This is a genomic window from Streptomyces sp. NPDC005648 (genome assembly GCF_040605395.1).
In the GTDB taxonomy this organism is placed as follows: Bacteria; Actinomycetota; Actinomycetes; order Streptomycetales; family Streptomycetaceae; genus Streptomyces.
Genome location: NZ_JBEXCS010000016.1, coordinates 88,401 through 104,900 on the forward strand (window position 1 = coordinate 88,401; position 16,500 = coordinate 104,900).

The 16,500-nt window shown below is 72.0% G+C and carries 13 protein-coding genes; 9 read left to right on the plus strand and 4 right to left on the minus strand.

Going from position 1 to position 16,500, the window contains the following annotated elements; all coding sequences use genetic code 11:
- The first annotated feature begins 22 nt into the window (after positions 1-22).
- The 5 genes from ABZT17_RS12465 (at position 23) to ABZT17_RS12485 (ending at position 5,224) form a co-directional block, all read left to right on the plus strand.
- Positions 23-1,795 carry a hypothetical protein gene (locus tag ABZT17_RS12465; RefSeq protein ID WP_356347248.1) on the plus strand — a complete coding sequence of 591 codons (1,773 nt, stop codon included), beginning with the start codon at positions 23-25 and terminating at the stop codon, positions 1,793-1,795.
- Positions 1,792-2,310, plus strand: coding sequence for a hypothetical protein (locus tag ABZT17_RS12470; protein WP_356347250.1), 519 nt, complete (start codon positions 1,792-1,794; stop codon positions 2,308-2,310). The genes ABZT17_RS12465 and ABZT17_RS12470 overlap by 4 nt, the downstream gene beginning before the upstream one ends.
- 2 nt (positions 2,311-2,312) lie before the next feature.
- Entirely contained in the window at positions 2,313-2,876 is a 564-nt protein-coding gene (locus tag ABZT17_RS12475) for a hypothetical protein (protein WP_356347252.1), read from the plus strand.
- 106 nt (positions 2,877-2,982) lie between these two features.
- Positions 2,983-4,548, plus strand: a complete 1,566-nt coding sequence (locus tag ABZT17_RS12480; protein ID WP_356347254.1) for an AAA family ATPase — start codon at positions 2,983-2,985, stop codon at positions 4,546-4,548.
- Positions 4,549-4,633: 85 nt separating this feature from the next.
- Complete coding sequence (locus ABZT17_RS12485; protein WP_356347256.1) at positions 4,634-5,224, plus strand: hypothetical protein; 591 nt, start codon at positions 4,634-4,636, stop codon at positions 5,222-5,224.
- On the opposite strand, the gene ABZT17_RS12490 is transcribed toward ABZT17_RS12485, so the two are convergent.
- Positions 5,221-6,564, minus strand: coding sequence for a M14 family metallopeptidase (locus ABZT17_RS12490; protein WP_356347258.1), 1,344 nt, complete (start codon positions 6,562-6,564; stop codon positions 5,221-5,223). The genes ABZT17_RS12485 and ABZT17_RS12490 overlap by 4 nt on opposite strands.
- A 266-nt stretch (positions 6,565-6,830) precedes the next feature.
- Here ABZT17_RS12490 and ABZT17_RS12495 point away from each other — a divergent pair, with 266 nt between their 5' ends.
- From ABZT17_RS12495 to ABZT17_RS12505, 3 genes are all read left to right on the plus strand, one after another.
- A complete protein-coding gene (locus tag ABZT17_RS12495) occupies positions 6,831-9,242 on the plus strand; it encodes a LuxR C-terminal-related transcriptional regulator (protein ID WP_356347260.1) in 2,412 nt (803 codons plus the stop codon).
- A 42-nt stretch (positions 9,243-9,284) separates the two neighbouring features.
- Positions 9,285-10,190 (plus strand): MEDS domain-containing protein, encoded by a 906-nt coding sequence (locus ABZT17_RS12500; RefSeq protein WP_356347262.1) that lies wholly within the window; start codon positions 9,285-9,287, stop codon positions 10,188-10,190.
- Between the two features lie 101 nt (positions 10,191-10,291).
- Complete coding sequence (locus ABZT17_RS12505; protein ID WP_356347264.1) at positions 10,292-10,747, plus strand: ATP-binding protein; 456 nt, start codon at positions 10,292-10,294, stop codon at positions 10,745-10,747.
- 60 nt (positions 10,748-10,807) lie between these two features.
- On the opposite strand, the gene ABZT17_RS12510 is transcribed toward ABZT17_RS12505, so the two are convergent.
- Entirely contained in the window at positions 10,808-12,067 is a 1,260-nt protein-coding gene (locus tag ABZT17_RS12510) for a hypothetical protein (protein ID WP_356347266.1), read from the minus strand.
- Positions 12,068-12,149: 82 nt separating this feature from the next.
- Positions 12,150-12,662 (minus strand): SigE family RNA polymerase sigma factor, encoded by a 513-nt coding sequence (locus tag ABZT17_RS12515; RefSeq protein ID WP_356347268.1) that lies wholly within the window; start codon positions 12,660-12,662, stop codon positions 12,150-12,152.
- Positions 12,663-12,755: 93 nt separating this feature from the next.
- Here ABZT17_RS12515 and ABZT17_RS12520 point away from each other — a divergent pair, with 93 nt between their 5' ends.
- Complete coding sequence (locus ABZT17_RS12520) at positions 12,756-14,648, plus strand: hypothetical protein (protein ID WP_356347271.1); 1,893 nt, start codon at positions 12,756-12,758, stop codon at positions 14,646-14,648.
- A 3-nt stretch (positions 14,649-14,651) separates the two neighbouring features.
- Here ABZT17_RS12520 and ABZT17_RS12525 read toward each other — a convergent pair whose 3' ends face one another.
- Positions 14,652-16,343, minus strand: a complete 1,692-nt coding sequence (locus ABZT17_RS12525; RefSeq protein WP_356347273.1) for a glycoside hydrolase family 18 protein — start codon at positions 16,341-16,343, stop codon at positions 14,652-14,654.
- Positions 16,344-16,500: the final 157 nt, after the last annotated feature.

Here is a 16,500-nt window from a genome sequence, read left to right on the forward strand (position 1 = left end):
ACCCTGTGATCGGAGAAACCGTATGGCCGACGTGGACTACGTCCTTCGCCAGAGAGTGCAGCAGGTCAACAACCTCGTGGTCCAGCTCGCGGAACAGGTGGGCTCCGTGTCCGGCCAGGTCGCGACCGTCCAGTCCAACCAGCAGCAGACCCACATCGAACTCCAGCAGCTGCGCGCCCAGTTCCTGGAGTACGTCAACGCCAGCCGGCTCGCGCACGAGATGCAGATGTCCCAGACGCGCGTCGGCGTGCTCCAGGACCAGATCGACCACGAGTACGGGCACTACAACGTCGTACGGCACAGCGCGACGGGTCTGCTCCAGGCGTTCGACCTGGGACTGGTCTCCCCGGAGACCGTGCAGAGCGTCAGCGAACAGCTGATGCTCCAGACACCCCGCTACTGGCTGGCGCCCGCCCTGGTCGCGCTGGCCTGCTGGTCGGACGACGACCGCGAGCTGTGCGAGAAGGCCGTGCAGGAGGCCTTCCGGCGCTCCCCGGACCGCACCTCCCTGTTCTTCGCGCTGGTCCTGCGCCGCCAGAACCGCCCGGACGCGGCGGTCCGCTGGCTGCGGCACTACCTGATCGCACAGGACCCGACGGCGCTCGGCCGGTCGTTCGCGGTCATCCTGGAGGCCATCGCCCAGGGCGCCTTCGGGCTCGCCGGACGCGAACTCCTCAACGGCACGCTGGCCGGCTGGCGCGAGCAGCTCATGGACAGCGCGGACACCCAGCAGCGGCAGATCGCCCGCTGGCGCGAGGAGGTCGACTCCCTCACCCGGCCCTCCGCGGCCGCCGAGTTCCCGCGCCTGGTGCAGGTCAGCCCGCAGTGGCCGCAGCTCGACTCGGTGCTGCGGCGGGCCCGCGCGCACGAGGCGGTGCTGGAGAAGTACCAGGCGATCATGGAGCGGGAGTTCCAGCCCTCGGAGCGGCTGGAGGACGCGGTCGACAACATCCTCGACCGGCTCGTCACCGAGTACGACGACGAGGAGCTGCCGCTGCGCCGCGAACTCGCCTTCAACCAGGCGGTCATCGACAGCGGCGGCGACGTGGACGAGGCGCGCCGGGCGGCGGAGGCGGACGCGGCGTCGTACGACGGGACCCTCGACTATCTGACCGTCCAGACGACGGCGGCGCTCAACCCGTCGGCGATCGGCACCTCGCCCGCCACCCAGCGGCTGGCCGTGGCCGCCTGCCAGGAGTGGTTCCTTCAGGCGCACGCCCAGTTCACCCGCGACTACCGGGCCGCGGTGCCGCAGGATGTCCAGGCCCGCTACGGGACCTCGTACACGGTGGCCTCCTCGACGTTCCAACTGCCGCCGTGGACGGGCTCGTTCACTCAGGCACTGGCCGACCTGGAGCGGTCGCTGGCCGCGCACTGGGACCAGCACATGCAGCCCTTCATCGCCTCGTTCGCGTATCACTGGTCGAAGAAGGCGATGCCGCTGGCGCTGGTCGTGGCGGCCATCCTCATCATCGTCGGCTCGTTCAACTTCGGGTTCGCGCTGGTCGCGGCCGGGGTGGTCGGCGGTGTGTGGGGGCTGATCCTGCGCAACGAGGCCCAGACGGCGGCCCGGCACCAGGAGAACGCCCGCCAGATCCTCGAGGCCGCCAAGCTGGAGTCCCTCCATCATCTGCGTGCGGCCTCCGCCGAACTGACCGACTGGAACGCCAAGTTGCGCGGCGCCGAGGCCGTGGAGCCGCGCTGCCGCCAACTCATCCAGTCCCTGGCCACCGCCACCCGGGGCGGCTCCCCCTTCGAGGGCCGCACGGTACCGAAGGAGGAGGGCACCTCATGACCACCGACGGCTACAGCCCCCACACCCCGACGCCGCCGCCACCGCGCAGACCTCCGGGGGACCCCCAGTGGTCGACGACGTCCCAGGACACACCGGCGGACCAGGTGCCCGCCCCGGCGCCCGGGCCGGGGGTCGGGCCGGCGGCGGTGCCCGTGCAGGGTGCGGCCTCCGCCGCCGGCCCGTGGTCGGGAGGTCAGACGCCTGCGGACGGCGGACGGGCCTTTGCCGGGGCGGTGCCGCCCGCGGGGACCGGGCCCGTGCCGGCGGCGGCCGGGCCCGTGCCGGCGGGTGCTCCCGCGCCCGCGACTCCCGGGGCGGGCGCGGGGGGATCCGCTGCCGGAGGGGGTGTGCCGGACTGGGGTGGTGGCGCGGGCGCCACGCCCTGGGGAGCCAGCCGGCAGCCTGTCGGGGAGCGGGTCACCAGCCGGGTGCGGAAGGTCGTCGAGGGGCTTCCCGCCTGGGAGCCGCTGCCGCCCGGCGAGACCCTCGTACGCCGGCCCGGCGGTACCGGGTGAGCGTGTACTGGGGGCACGGAGGGCAGTACGAGACCTGGGTGGAGTTCCTGCGCCGGTGGAGCGCCGAGGAGGCCGTCGACCCCTGGGCGCTGCCGGCGCTCGTCCAGGAGCACTTCCCGGGCGAGACCTGGGAGCGGCTCGTCCTCCATCTCGGCGGGGCCCTCGACGCACGCCTCCGCGCCTGGGCCGAACGGCTCGTCAGGGCGATGGAGGCGGCGCAGGACGAGTTCTCGGCGGGCCGCACGCTGACCCAGGCCCGGGAAGGCCTGCGGGCGGTCCGCGCGCTCGCCGGGCACCCGGGGCTGCCGGAGTCGCTGCGCACCCGGTTCACCGAGCTGGTCGACGGTCAGATCAGGGACCTGCACGACCAGCTGGAACGCTCCCTGGACCGGCTCGCGGCCGGTGGCTCCGACCCCCGCTGGATCGAGGCCCGCCGCCGCACCCTGCGCGACAACGCCCTCACGGCACTCCTCACCACCCCACCGTCCCGGCCCCCCACCCAGCCCCCCGACCCCTGGTCCATCGCCCCGTCCACGACCCCGCGCCGCAGGGTGATCACGGACTGACCCCGGTCCGGAACACGGCTCCCATCCCCGCTCCCGCCCGACAACCACCGACACCGCCGCCCCACCGGGGTCCGCCCATCCTCCGCCCACCCACCCGAAGGCCCGTATGTCGAACTACACCGAAAGCCTGGCTCATCTCGACAGTTACATCTCCGCCCGGGTGCCCGTCATCGGCATGCGGACCATCGAGCAGCAGCGCGCGCTGCGGCTGCTGCGGGAGGCCGCCACGCAGCCGCGCCGCAGCAGCATGCCGTTCTGGATCTACACCCGCGCCACCGGTCTGCGCGACCTCAGGACCAACGCCCCGGTGCAGGACGACCGTTCGCTGACCGGCGCGATGGACTTCGCCGCCGCCCAGTTCGGCAGCCGGCCCAACGCCACCGTCGTCCTCGTCGACCCCGACCACCTCGAGGACGACACCCCCGTCACCCGGCACATCGCCGAACTGGCCCGGCTCGCCGACAACAACTCCGGCAGCATCGTCCTGATCACCGACGCCCCCATCTGGAGCGGTCTGCAGCGCCTCGGCATGAGCCTGCACCTGGACCTGCCCGACACCGACGAGATGTACGGCATCCTCGCCGGCTTCCTCCGCGACCACCAGGGCCACATCCCCATCGAGTGGGACGAGAACGACGCGCGCCGCGCCGCCGAGTTCCTCAGCGGGGTCACCGAGGCCGAGTGCATCAACCTGATGGCGACCATCGCCGCCAAGGGCTCCATCCTCAGAGGCGACGTCCTGGGCCTCGCCCAGGCCAAGGACCGTATCTTCAGCGACCTCACCGGTCTGGAGCGGGTCCAGCTCAAGGAGAGCGACTACACCGTGGGCGGTCTCAGCAGCCTGCGCGAGTGGCTGCGCCGCAAGCACGACATCCTCCACGCCGACCTGCGCGACACCGCCCTGCGCCCGCCCCGCGGAGTCCTGCTCGTGGGCGTGCCCGGCTGCGGCAAGTCCCTCTCCGCGAAGGCCATCGCCCATGAGTGGCGGCTTCCGCTCTACCGGCTCGACATGGCCAGCATCCACGGCAAGTACCTCGGCGAGTCGGAGGGCCGTTTCCGGGAGGCGCTGGCGATGGCGGACCGGGTGGCGCCCTGCATCCTGTGGATCGACGAGATCGAGAAGGGCCTCGCCGGCAAGGACGACAGCTCCGGCGTACCGCAGCGGATCATCGGTCAGTTCCTGTTCTGGCTCCAGGAATCCCGCTCCCGCGCCTTCGTCGTGGCCACCGCCAACGACATCCGCAGCCTGCCGCCCGAGCTGCTGCGCAAGGGCCGTTTCGACGAGCTCTTCTTCGTGGACCTGCCCGACCCCGACGACCGCCGGGAGATCATCGAGCTCTACTACCAGCGCTATCTGAAGACGGCCCCCGACCCGGACCAGGTGTCCCGCCTGGTCGACCTCTCCGACGGCTTCGCGGGGTCCGACCTCGAGTCCACGCTGCACGACGTCGGCGAGGAGGCGTACCGCTGCGGCGGCGCGGACCGCCTCAAGCCGTCGTTCCTGCTCGACGCCTTCGCCAACACCGTGCCGCTCAGCCGGGTCAACCCGGAGCAGATCGAGGAGATCCGCGCCTGGGGCCGCGAACGCGCGGTGCCGGCCGGACGTTCGGCGATGGCGCCGGCACAGGGCAACACGGGTCCGGCCCGGCGCATCGTGTTCGCGGATGAATGAGTTTCATGGACGAATGGGGTCTTCCCGTGGGTCTCTCCCGCCCCCGGAGCCCCAAGGCACAGCTTCGTCCGCCATACTTCCCGCTGTGGAGCAGCGCATAGGTTCGAGCAGCCAGCCCCTGAAGGGCGAGCCCGTGAAGGGCGCCGGTTTCGACCCGGCCTTCATTCCCGGGATCACCGCACCCGCGGCCGAGGACCCGGCGGACGCCAAGCCGGCCGAGGCGGAGTCCGAGGACGCGAACGTCGAGAGCGTCGAGGAGATCGAGGACGCCAAGAATCTCGGAGCCGTCGACGCCGAAACCGACGCCGAGACCGACGCCGACGCGGGCTCCGAGGCGGCAGGGGAGGAGGTCCCCGACGGCCCCGTCTTCGAGGCCGCCGACCGCCGCGCGAAGATCGTCGCCGACCACAAGGGCGTACGTCTGGCCCTCGACGACCAGGAGTGCGAGTTCCGCTGGGACGAGGTCGGCGCCGTCGAGACGGAGACCCCCCGTTTCGGCAAGCGGTTCACCGTCACGGTCCACACCCCCGACCGCCGCTGGTACCCGATCGAGATCGAGGCCGACTCCCGTGCCCGCTTCACGGAGTGGGAGGGGCAGCTGGACACGGTCCTCGACACGTACTTCGAGGACGGGGAGCCGGTCGCCGAGGACGCGGCCGACGCCTCCACCGCCTAGGGGCAGTACTGCGCCTCCTTGCCGATGGACCGGTACATACAGTCCGCGTTCTCCAGCAGCTGGAGCACCGCGTCCCGGTTGCGTGACGTCTCCCGTTCGATCACCTCGTCGGGCGGGTAGAAACCGCCCCCGGCGCTCGATGTCGGGTACATCTCGAAGGTGTAGCCGAAGATCTTCTGGGTGCCCCAGAGGTAGTCGTCGATCGACCCGTCGGTGATGTACAGGTCGCTCGACTGCTCGGCGGTGTAGCCGTTGCTGGCCGCCATCTTCTGGCCGACCGTCCTGAAGGCGTTGTAGTCGTCGACCGTCATGCCGGTCGTCGTGTCCGAGTACGTGTACCCGAACGGCCACAGCACCAGCTCGCTGTACGTGTGGAAGTCGATGCCCGCCTTGATCTGCTGGACACCGCCCACCACCCGGCTGCGGACGAAGTCGGCGACCGCCTTCACCTCGGGCGCGGACTCGGCGGCCGGGCCACGGTAGGTCTCGGAGGAGGTGGAGCCCGAAGAGCCGCCGCAGCAGCCCCACTTGAAGTTCCAGTTGCGGTTGAGGTCCGTACCGACGTTGGAGGAGCCGGAGTTGGGCTGGCGGTTCTTGCGCCAGGACCGGTAGGAGCCGGTGGCGATGTCGTACTCCCCGCCGTCCGGGTTGAGGTCGGGCACGATCCAGATCTCACGGTTGTTCACCAGGTTGGTGACCCGGGAGTCGCTGCCGTAGCCCGCGCCCAGCTCCCGCAGCAGGTACAGCGCCATCTCCACCGTCAGATGCTCGCGCGCGTGCTGGTGGAAGGTGAAGAGGACCTCCGGCTCGTTCTCGTCCGTGGCCACGTTGTCGCTGACCTTGATGGCCACGATGTCCCGGCCCTGGTACGACTTGCCGATCACCCGCCTGCTCATGATGCCCGGGTAGGCGGCCAGTCGCTGGTCGATCTCCGCGTTGGCCTCGGCGTAGTTGTGGTACGTGGAGTCGGCCGTGGGGAAGTCGTAGAGGCGTACGTCGTCCGAGCCGGCCGATCTGTCCGGTGCCGAGCCCAACAGGGAGACGTCGTAGCCCTGTTGGCGCAGCCGCTTGATCTGCGCCGCCCGTCCGGAGACGACCACCGTCTCCTCGTCGGCCTCGTCCACGGTGACGCCCGCCGCGGCGATGGCGGTGCGGGTGACCGGGGTGTTGTGGTCGACGTGGATCTCGTACTGGCGGATGTCGTCGGCGGAGGGGGCGGAGGGGCGCGCGCTGTCGGCGTTCGCGGACAGGGGCGCCGCGAGGGCCAGGGCGAGCAGGGCGGCGAGGGCGGCGGTGCGTCTGCCGCCGCGGGTGCCCCGGCCTCGTATGCGAAGTCGCATGAAGTCTCCTGAGGGAGTTGGGGGGTTGTTCGTGCGACGTACGGGTGCGTGTGCGGGTGTCGCCCATCGTCAGTGAATGGCATGGACAGGTCAAGAGTGCGTCAAGGGGTGACGGTCCGACGCCCGTGAAATCCGGCCGCGCAGTGTACGCGCGCCCCTTGGCCCCGCACCCGCCTCCGGGAAAGTGCACTCGCTCGTGTGAGCGGAACGTGCATATATGCCGAATCCGGAGGAGAGTGAGATTCCGTTTCAACGGGAGGCTGATCATGGGCGGATCAGCGCCGCGACGGGACCGTCGACTGCCGGTCGAGACGACCAGTTTCGTCGATCGGCGCGGCGAACAGGCCGAGGGCCGCGAACTGCTCGCGCGGGCGCGGCTGGTCACACTGACCGGTCCGGGCGGCGTCGGCAAGACACGGCTGGCCGCACGGATCGCGGCCCGGGTCGAGCGCGGCTTCCCCGACGGGGTGCGACTGGTGCAACTCGCCGGGCTGCACGACCCGGCGCTCGTCCCGGTCGCCGCCGCCGACGCCCTCGGCCTCTACGACCACTCCAGCCGGCCCCCGCTGGCCGCCCTGGTCGAGCAGGTCCGCGACCGGCGCCTCCTCCTCGTCCTCGACAACTGCGAGCACCTGCTGCAGGCCTGCGCCGACCTGGCCGCCGCCCTGCTGCGCGGCACCACCGGCATCCGCGTCCTCGCCACCAGCCGCCATCGGCTCGGCCTGACCGAGGAACACCTCATGGACGTACGACCGTTGCCCGTGCCCGACCCGGACGGCGACCTGAGTGTCTGCCCGCGGAGCCCGGACGGCGGGCAGACACTCACCGACGCCGAGGACTACCCCGCCCTCGCCCTCTTCGCCGACCGGGCCGCCGCCGTCGTCCCCGGCTTCCGGCTCACCGACGCCAACCGTGCCTCCGTCGCCCGGCTCTGCCGCCGCCTCGACGGACTGCCGCTCGCCATCGAACTGGCCGCCGTCCGGATGCGCGTCCTCGGCGTCGACGAGCTCCTGGAACGCCTCGACGACCGCTACCGCCTCCTCACCGCCGGTTCCACCGCCGCCCTGCCCCGCCACCAGACCCTGCGCGCGGCCGTCGACTGGAGCCATGAACTCTGCACCGAGCAGGAGCAGTTGGTGTGGGCGCGGGCCTCGGTCCTGGCCGGCGGCTTCGACACGGCGACCGCCGAGGCGGTGTGCGCGGACGACGAGCCGAGCGAGATGGGGGTCCCCCCGGCCGGAGGCTGGGGGAGGGTGCGGTCGCACGAGGTACTGGAGGCCGTCGCCGGGCTGGTCGACAAGTCCGTGTTCGGGCGGGAACAGGGGCCGGACGGGGTGCGGTTCCGGCTTCTCGACACCCTCCGGCACTACGGCCTCGACCGGCTGCGGCGGCTTCCCGGCGAGGAGGCCGCCGCCCGGCGCCGGCAGCGGGACTGGATGCAGCGCCGGGCCACCGAATGCGAACGCGCCTGGTTCGGGCCGGGCCAGCCCGAGATCGTCGCCCGCCTCCGCGCCGACCAGGACAACCTGCGCGCCGCCCTCGACCACGGCCTCACCACTCCCGGCGAGGCACTCGCCGCCCTGCGCCTCGCGGGCACCCTGTGGTTCCACTGGCATGCCTGCGGCGCGCCCCGCGAGGGCCGCTACTGGCTCGAACGCGCCCTGACCGCCTGCCCCGAGCCCACCCGTGAACGCGCCCGTGCCCTGTGGATCGCCGGCCTCCTCGCCGGCTCCCAGGAAGACCTCACCTCCGGCCGCCTGCGCGCCGAGGAGGCCCGCGACCTGGCCCGCTCCCTCGGCGACGAGGCCGAGGCCGCGCACGCCGAGTACGTCATCGGCGTGCTGCGCCTGTTCGACAACGACGTCCTGGGCGCCCTGGAGCACTTCCGCGCCACCGTCGCCCGCGGCCCCGTCCCGGGCCAGCACCTCAGCCTGCACGGCCTCGACCGGGTCGAACTCGCCTGCGCCCTGAGCTTCCTGGGCCGGCCCGAGGAAGCCGTCGCCGTCTGCGCCGAGACCCGGCGGCTGTGCGAGGAACACGGCGAGGAATGGGTCCTCTCCTACGTCCTGCGGATGCTCGCCCTCGCCCACAGCGTCCGGGGCGACTGGGACGGGGCCGAGTCGCACGCCCGGGACGCCCTGCGCCGCAAGCTCGCCGTCCGCGACGTCATCGGCATCGGCCTCACCCTCGACCTCCTCGCCCAGACCGCCGCCCGGCGCGGCGCCCATGAACGCGCCGCCGTCCTGCTCGGCGGCGCCGACCGGGTCTGGGCCGACGTGGACCGTGACCGCTGGGGCTCCGAGGAGCTCGGCGCGACCCGACGCGACAGCGAGACCCGTGCCCGCCGAGCCGTCGGAGCGGCCGCCTTCGAGCGGGCGTACGCACGCGGGGGCGCACTGGGACTCGACGGGACCGTCGGATACGCGGTGGACGACACCCCGGACACCGGTCGACGGCCCGCCGGGCGGCGCGAGTCGCCCCGGACCCCCGGCATCCACCTCACCCGCCGCGAGTCCGAGGTCGCCCAGCTCGTCGCCCAGGGGCTCGCCAACCAGCAGATCGCCGACCGTCTCGTCATCGCCCGCCGCACCGCCGAAGGCCATGTGGAACGCATCCTCGGCAAGCTCGGCTTCAGCAACCGCAGCCAGATCGCCGCCTGGGTGGCGGCCCAGAGCTGATCCGGCACGGAACGACCCCACCCCCTGCCACGGAGGAGAACCATGACCGCGGAACCGTCCGAACTGTCCCCCTTCGACCACCGCATGGCGGTCTTCGGCGCGGACGACGAGTTCGTCGCCGCCGCCCTGCCCTTCCTCGCGGAAGGACTCGGCGCGCCCGGCGAACCCCCGCCCGTCGCCATCGCCGCCCCCGAGAAGCTGGACCTGCTGCGCGACGCCCTCGGCAGCGACGCCAAGGAGATCGCGTTCATCGAGCACACCGACTGGTACACCGGCTCGGCCGCCAACGCCGTCGCCCAGGGCGCCGGTTACCTGGCCGGGAACGCCGGACCCGGCGGCCGTATCCACCTCCTCATGGAACCCGTCTGGGACGGCCGCGCCGGACGCTCCGCCCGCGAGACCGCCGAGTGGATCCGCTACGAGGCCCTCGCCAACCTCCTCTTCGCCCCGATGGCGACGACGGCCCTGTGCGCCTACGACACCCGCACCGCCGGAGAGTGCGTCGTCGCGGCCGCCCGCCGCGCCCACCCCGGCTCGGGTGTCTACGAGGACCCGGTCCGGCTCGCCGCCGAACTGGACGCCGTACCGCTGGCACTGCCGGCGCCGGACGCGGAGCAGCTGCGGGAGCCGTACGCGGACGCCGTGCGCGCCGAGGCCATGGACCGCGGGCTGAGCCGCGTGGACGCGGAGCTGTTCGCCGAGTCGGTCGTCGCGGCGACGGCCACCCTCGGCCAGGTCACCTCCGCGCGGCTGTGGGGCGAGGCGCCGTCCTGCGTGTGCGAACTGCGCACCACCGCCCGGGTCGCCGACCCGCTGGCCGGCTTCGTCCCGCCGCCCGCGGCGGAACTGGAACCCGAACAGGGGCTGTGGTTCGCCCGCCAGGTGTGCGCCTACGTGGACATCCGCGACGACGACCACGGAGCGACCGTACGGCTGCAGTACGGATAGCCCCGGACGCATACGCGGGTAGGCGGACGCCCCGGCACACAGGTATGGATTCGGGTAGTCCTCCCCGTGTGCGGCGCCCGCGGGGCGGTCATCCTCTACCCATGCTGCAACTCTCCGAGTACCCCCAACCGCCCATGGGGGCCGGATACTTGAGCGTCGAGTACGACCCCCGTCCCACCAGTGTCCGCGAGGCCCGCGCGGAGGTGCGCAGACAGCTGGAGAGCTGGGGGCTCACGGACCGGGACGGCGACCTCGCGGACACGGCGGTGCTGCTGGTCAGCGAGCTGGTGACCAACGCGGTGCGGCACGCCTCGGGCCGGTTCAGGCTCGCGCTCTTCGCGGCGCACGGGGTGCTGCGCTGCGAGGTCAGCGACACCGGGCGCCGTGAGCCGCGGGTGCGGGACGCGGCCGCCGGGGCCGAGGAGAGCGGGCGGGGGATGTTCCTGGTGGACGCGCTCGCCCGGCGCTGGGGCTGCCGACAGGACGGGCCGGGCAAGACGGTGTGGTTCGAGCTCGGTACCTGCGGGGCGCACGGCTGTGGTCGGCGACAGCCGTGACGCCCCGCCGGCCCGGCCGCCCGGGGCGTGCCCAGTCACCGGGCGGCCGAAGCCGGGGTGTCACTGCCACCACCGGGGGCTGAGGGCGATCGCCCTCAGCTCGGCGATGGTCAGGGCCGGGGTGGTGCGGGTGGCGGCGGTGTTCTGGGCCCCGGAGTTGAAGGCGCTGATCACCACCCGCTTCCCGTCGCGCCGCATGGTGTCGACGGTCCACATCACCACACCCGCGCCGCCCTTCTCGCCGGGGCCCTGGTGCACGGCGACCTGCGTTCCGTCGGGCAGGGTCTCGGACGTCGCGTCGAAGAGCTCGCCGCGTACGTCCGACATGTTCGACTGCACATTGACCTGGACGAGGCTCTTGCCCCTGCCGTCGTCGAGGACGACGTAGCCGAAGTCGGTGGCGGAACCGCTGTCGTCGGAGAAGGTGAACTTCCTCCCCTTCGGCAGAAGGGACTTGAGCGTCGGCGCGACCGGTACGGCGGGCACGCTGACGGTCGGGCTGGGCTGCCCGCCGGGCCCGCCGGTGTCCTGCGGAACCGCGTCGATGACGTCCCGCCAGACGCCCTCGGCGGCCAGCTTCCGCAACTGGGCGGCGGAGAGCGGAGGTTCGGGCCGACTGATCGGCGAGTCCTTCTCGCTCGCGGAGTTCCACTCGCTCACGCTGACGTGCTTGCCCTCCGGGGTGACGAGCTCGGCGGTCCACCACTTGGTGTCCACCCGCCGGTCCGGATACTCGTACCCCTGCAACACCATGACCACCGAGCCGTCCGCCAGCCGGGTCGTGCCACAGGCGTCGTACTGCACATAGACCTTGCCCGGGCACTGGGTCGCCCCGCGCGCCTCGTCGCTCCCGGGCCGGATCCACCCGAGACTGACCCCGATCGCCGCCGGGCCCCTGCCGTCGTCGAAGACCAGATGGGCGTACGGGGAGGTCGCCTCGTCCGTGCCGCGGCCCTCGGCCTGGCTGAACTTGCCCTCGGGGAGCAGCTTTTCGAGCGTCCGGACGAGCTGTCGGCCGGAGACGGGGGCGGGGGCGCCGGTGGCGGACGGCCGGCCGGCGCCGACCGAGGCCCCGTCCCGGCCCGGCGTCCCGGCCGCGCCGGGCAGCAGCAGGGCCCCGCCCACGCCGACCAGCGCGAGGGACGCGGCCCCGCCCACGACGGCGGCCCGCCGTCGCAGCAGCCGTCGCCGGCCCCTGAGGGCGCCGGCGGTGACGAGGGCGGCGCGGTCGGTGTCGAACGCGGCGCTGGTCTCGCGCAGACCGAAGGAGAGCCGCTCCTCGAAGGGGTCGTAGGTGTCGCTGTGCTCTTCGACGGGCATGACGGACCACCGTTTCACGAAGGAAGGAGGATCAGGGGTGTTGTGGGTGGGGGTGTTCAGGGGTGTTGTGCGGTGGGGGAGTTCAGGAGTGGGCGTACTCGCCGAGGTCCTCGCCGAGCAGTTCCCGCAGCCGCCCCAGCGCACGGACGCACCGCGTCCGCACGGCGGCGGAACTGGCGTTCATGACCTGCGCGGTCTCCTCGATGGACCGGTCCTCCCAGTAGCGCAGCACGACCACGGCCCGGTCCTTGGCGGGCAGCCGGCCGAGCGCCTCCAGCAGGGTCAGCCGGAGCGGTGTGTCATGGCCGGCATGCTCGTCGGGCCGGTCGGGAAGCTCGGCCGTGGCGCGCTCGCTGCTGCTTCTCCTGCGCTGATGGGCGAGAAAGGTACGCGCGAGCACGGTCTGCGCGTAACCCGCCGGGTTCCCGACCCGCGACACCCGCCCCCAGCTGATGTACAGCCGCCCGAGGGTCTCCTGCACCAGATCCTCGGCCAGATGCGTGTCACCGGCGGTCAGCAGACAGGCGGCCCGGTACAGATGCCCGGCACGCACCGCGGCGAACTCCGCGTACTCGTCCGCCCGCGCCTGTCTCATCGGTACTCCCCCTGTCGCCGCTGCCTGCCACTCTCACTTCATTGATGCGGTGAGAGCGGGGAAATGTTTCACCGTAGAGCGAGGGAGACTCGGGTGCTGGACGAGGACGGGCCACCGGCCGGTTGGGACGCGGGCGAAGCCCGTATGTGGGAGGCGTACCGGCTCGGCGAATGGTGCGAGGGCGTGCCGGAGGTGCGCGGGGAGGCCGTGCGCCGGCTGCTGCTGGCCGCGCCACCGCCGCGCCCCGGCCAACTGGCCAGGCTCCGGCTGCGGGGCGTGCGCGTCCTGGGCGAGCTGGACCTGTCCGAGGCCGTCGTACGAGGGGCCGTACGGCTGCGGCGGTGCCGCTTCGACGAGGTGCCGCGGCTGGAGGGCGCGCGGTTGGAGGCCCTCGAACTCGACGAGTGCCGGCTGCCCGGGCTGCGTGCGCACAGTGCCCGTACCGCCCAGGAGTTCAAGGTCACCCGCTGCACGGTCGAGGGCACCCTCGACCTGCGTTCCCTCGGCGTGGGCACCCATCTGTCCCTGGACGGCACCACGGTCCGTCCCGCGCCCGGGGAAGCCGCTGTCGTCGCCCAGTCCGTCGCCGTGGACGAATCACTGTCGGCGACGGGTCTGGACTGCGCGGGAGCCGTCCATCTGAACAACGCCCGGGTGCAGGACGCCCTCATACTGCGGGAAGCGACGATCAGCGGCCCCACCGGCGCCCTCCAGATGTCCGAACTCACGGTCGGCGGCGGCCTCTACCTGGGCCGCGGCTTCTCCTGCTCGGGCATGGTCAACCTCTGCGGGGCCTCGATCGGAGCGACGGTGGAGCTGCTGGACGCCACCCTCACCGGTCCGGGCCCGGACGTGGGCGAGTACGCGCTCCATCTGGGCTGCGCGCAGATAGGCGGTGACATCCAGGCCGAGCGGGGACTCGTCGTCGACGGCCCGATCACCCTCGCGGACACATCGGTCCGCGGCAGCGTCGTCCTCAGGGGCGCCCGCCTGAGCCACCCTTCGGGTACGGCGCTCAGCGCGGGGCGTGTCCACATAGGCGGCGACCTCGACGGCCAGGGCGGGCTGACCGCGCACGGCACCATCGATCTGTGCGACGCCCGGATCGGCGGATCGCTCCAGCTTGCCGCCGCCGAACTGACAGCCCCCGACGACAGCGCGAGTGCCTTGAGCGCCAACGGCATCAATGTCGGTGGTGTCGCGCACCTCGGCCGTGGCTTCACCGCACACGGAAGGGTCGCCATCAGTGATGCCACCATCCACAGCTACCTGTCCTTCAGAGGCGCGGTCCTGGACTCCGGAGCCGCCGAAGAAGCCCTCGTCTGCCGCGCCACGACGGCTGCCGCGCTGGACCTTCAATTCCGAGAGGCCCCCAAGGGCAGCGTCGACCTCAGCCGCACCAAGGCGGTGTTGCTCCGGGACGACCCCGCGACCTGGCCCGCCTCCCTGATCCTCGACGGCACCGTCTACGACCTCCTCCGCCCCACCCTGCACGCTGAGGAACGCCTGCCCTGGCTGGGGCGGGACCCGGACGGCTTCTCGCCCCAGCCCTACGAACAACTCGCCCTCGTCTACCAGCGCCACGGCTGGGACGCCGCCGCACGCACCGTGCTCGTCGCGAAGCAGCGCAGCCTGCGGCCGGCCCTCGCGCTCCCCGCCAGGCTCTGGAGCCTGCTCCAGGACGCGACGGTCGGCTACGGGTACCGCCCACTGCGGGCCGTATGGCTGCTGGTGTGCCTGCTGCTCGTCGGCTCCACACTCTTCGCGGCCCGGCCCCCGGGGCCCGTGGGCGGTGGCCCGTATCCGCGCTTCCAACCGGTCATCTACACCCTGGATCTGCTGCTGCCGCTGGTCGATCTGGGCCAGGAGCGGGCGTACGAGCCCTCCGGGGTCATGCAGTGGGTGGGCATCGTCCTCATCGGAACCGGCTGGCTGCTGGCGACCACCGTCGCGGCCGGTGCGGGGCGCGTCCTGCGCAGGACCTGACGCTCACGCCAGCCCGTGCACATGCGGCCCCACCGCCCCCGACCACGCGCTTCCGGCCGCCGCGTCCCAGTTCGTCGACCACGTCATCGCGCCCCGTAGGTCGGGATAGGTCTTCGACGGCTTGAAGGAGCCGCAGTGGGTGCCGGCCGTGAGGCAGTCGAGGGCGTTGTTCACCACGGTCGGTGACACGTACCCGCTGCCGGCGGCGCTGGGGGAGGCCGGTACCCCGAGCCCCACCTGGGAGGGGGCGAGTCCGCCCTGCAGCTGGATGCAGGCCAGGGCCGTCAGGAAGTCCACCGAACCCTGGCTGTACACCTTGCCGTCGCAGCCCAGCATCGAACCGCTGTTGTAGTACTGCATGTTGACCACCGTGAGGATGTCCTTCACGTTCAGCGCGGTCTGGAAGTACGCGTTGGACGTCGACTGCATGTCGATCGTCTGCGGGGCCATGGTGATGACGAGGGAGGAGCCCGCCTTCGAGGACAGTGACCTGAGCGCCTGGGACATGTAGGTGGCGTTGACGCCGTTCTCCAGGTCGATGTCGACCCCGTCGAAGCCGTATGTCTGCATCAGCGTGTACACCGAGTTGGCGAAGTTCGTCGCGGACGTGGAGTCACTCACCGACACCGTGCCGTTCTGGCCGCCGATCGAGATGATCACCTTCTTGCCCGCGGCCTGCTTGGCCTTGATGTCCGCCTTGAACTGGTCGACGGTGTAGCCGCCGAGGCCCGCCGAGTCCAGGTTGAAGGTGACCGCACCCGGCGTCGACGTCGCATCCGCGAACGCCACCGCGATGATGTCGTACTGGGCGGAGACGGCGGAGATCCGTTGGACCGTCGCCCCGTTGTCGAAGTTCTGCCAGTACCCGGTGACCGCGTGCTTGGGCAGGGCGGTGCCGCCCCCGCCCCCGGACGAAGCGGCGGTCGTCCCGGTCACCGCCGCCGACTTCCCCGACTCACCGGCCGAGTTCGTCGCCGTGACCTGGAAGGAGTACGACGTGGACGCCGAGAGGCCCGTCACCGTGGCCGACGCCCCCGTCACCGCCGTGACCTTCGTGCCGTCCCGGTAGACGTTGTACCCGGTCGCGCCCGACACCGCGTTCCAGCCCAGGGACACCGACGAGGACGTCGTACCGCTGACGGCCAGACCGCCGGGCGTGGACGGGACCGTGGGGGTGGAGCCACCGCCGCCGCCGTCGGGGCCGTAGACCGACACGTCGTCCGTGTAGTAGGCCGCCTGTCCGTACCAGCCGTGCGTGTACACCGTCACGGACGTCGTGGACGCCCCGGTGGTGAAGCTCGTCGACAGCTGGGTCCAGGAGGAGGTGTCCGGCGTCCAGGTGGACACGTCCGTCGTGCCGGTGCCCGTCACGCCCAGGAAGGCGTACCCGCCCCGCACCCAGGCGCTCAGCGTGTACGTGGATCCGGGCTTCACGGCCACCGTCTGGCCGCACTGGGCGTCGTCCTGGCCGGCCGGTGTCGCTTGGAGGGCGGCCGAGCCGCCGTGGACCGGGGAGCTGACCGTCGTACCGCTGCCCGCGGAACAGGTCCAGTTGCTCAGGCCGGACTCGAAACCCGGGTTCCGGGCGTTGTTGACGTCCGCTGCGGACGCCTGGCCCGCGCTCAGGAAGGAGAGCGTGAGGGCGGCGGTGACGGCTCCTGACCAGAGCCGTGCTGATCGTCTCTGTGGGGACATGACAATACGTTGGTCCAGACCAATCCTTCTGTCAAGAGTTCGACTCGTGACCGGCGAGATGCTCGAACCTGCCCCGTTTTGCCGCAACTTGTGCCACGTCAGTTACCCATCAGCTGCACAAACGCTGTTCTCCGGTCACAGGGCCGTGGTTACAGTG

Coding starts and splice junctions, on each gene's coding strand:
- ABZT17_RS12505 (WP_356347264.1), top strand. CDS start 10,292: ATGCTGCAACTCTCCGAGTACCCCCAACCGCCCATGGGGGCCGGATAC.
- ABZT17_RS12490 (WP_356347258.1), bottom strand. CDS start 6,564: ATGCGACTTCGCATACGAGGCCGGGGCACCCGCGGCGGCAGACGCACC.
- ABZT17_RS12510 (WP_356347266.1), bottom strand. CDS start 12,067: ATGCCCGTCGAAGAGCACAGCGACACCTACGACCCCTTCGAGGAGCGG.
- ABZT17_RS12480 (WP_356347254.1), top strand. CDS start 2,983: ATGTCGAACTACACCGAAAGCCTGGCTCATCTCGACAGTTACATCTCC.
- ABZT17_RS12500 (WP_356347262.1), top strand. CDS start 9,285: ATGACCGCGGAACCGTCCGAACTGTCCCCCTTCGACCACCGCATGGCG.
- ABZT17_RS12465 (WP_356347248.1), top strand. CDS start 23: ATGGCCGACGTGGACTACGTCCTTCGCCAGAGAGTGCAGCAGGTCAAC.
- ABZT17_RS12495 (WP_356347260.1), top strand. CDS start 6,831: ATGGGCGGATCAGCGCCGCGACGGGACCGTCGACTGCCGGTCGAGACG.
- ABZT17_RS12515 (WP_356347268.1), bottom strand. CDS start 12,662: ATGAGACAGGCGCGGGCGGACGAGTACGCGGAGTTCGCCGCGGTGCGT.
- ABZT17_RS12525 (WP_356347273.1), bottom strand. CDS start 16,343: ATGTCCCCACAGAGACGATCAGCACGGCTCTGGTCAGGAGCCGTCACC.
- ABZT17_RS12470 (WP_356347250.1), top strand. CDS start 1,792: ATGACCACCGACGGCTACAGCCCCCACACCCCGACGCCGCCGCCACCG.